This window comes from Oleiphilus sp. HI0061 (assembly GCF_001635675.1).
In genome coordinates this window covers 1-531 of record NZ_LWFE01001598.1, presented here as the reverse complement: position 1 = coordinate 531, position 531 = coordinate 1, and the positions used below count along the sequence as shown (strand labels likewise).

General features: G+C 44.3%; 1 protein-coding gene. It reads right to left on the bottom strand.

Annotated elements, in window-relative coordinates; all coding sequences use genetic code 11:
- Nucleotides 1-343: 343 nt before the first annotated feature.
- Nucleotides 344-531: putative zinc-binding protein (locus tag A3735_RS24805; RefSeq protein ID WP_197486029.1), on the bottom strand; the 188-nt coding region annotated here is incomplete at its 5' end.

Sequence of the window (531 nt, the reverse complement as noted above, 5' to 3'; positions counted from 1 at the left end):
AACCTAGCATATTGAGTTCATCAAGCAGATTGTTGGCGTTTAGCGCCTTATCGTTATAAATTTCGAGGGTGCGGGCAAATACTTGAGCTGGAAGCGCCCACCGCTTGCCTTCAAACTTATATCTGACCTGAGCATCGAGATATATGCACCAGGCAAAGAGCAGTAAGGCCAAAACACTTAGTATCTTCAAGCTAGTTGGGCGAAGAAGGAGAGGGCGCTTGTGCCTGAAATTGGCGGAGTTAGTCATTTCGCGTCAAGTACTTATTGTTGCAGAAGCTGCTAGGGGCTGAAAGAGCTAGTGTATCAGAGCCAAGCGGAATGTGTGAGGCTTAATACGATAAGACTAAAAGTGCGTCTGAGGCTTACTTTGGATCGACGAAAGCTTTTTCGAAACATAAGTGTAAGCGTGTTCAAATTCTTGCTTTGAGAAGTTTTGATGCTTTACTTTCTTGAGTTCTAGGTCAGTCAGTGTGAGGTGAAGTGTGGGGGTGACTTGAACTTTGTTAAGGCATTGTTTTACACAATGCAAAG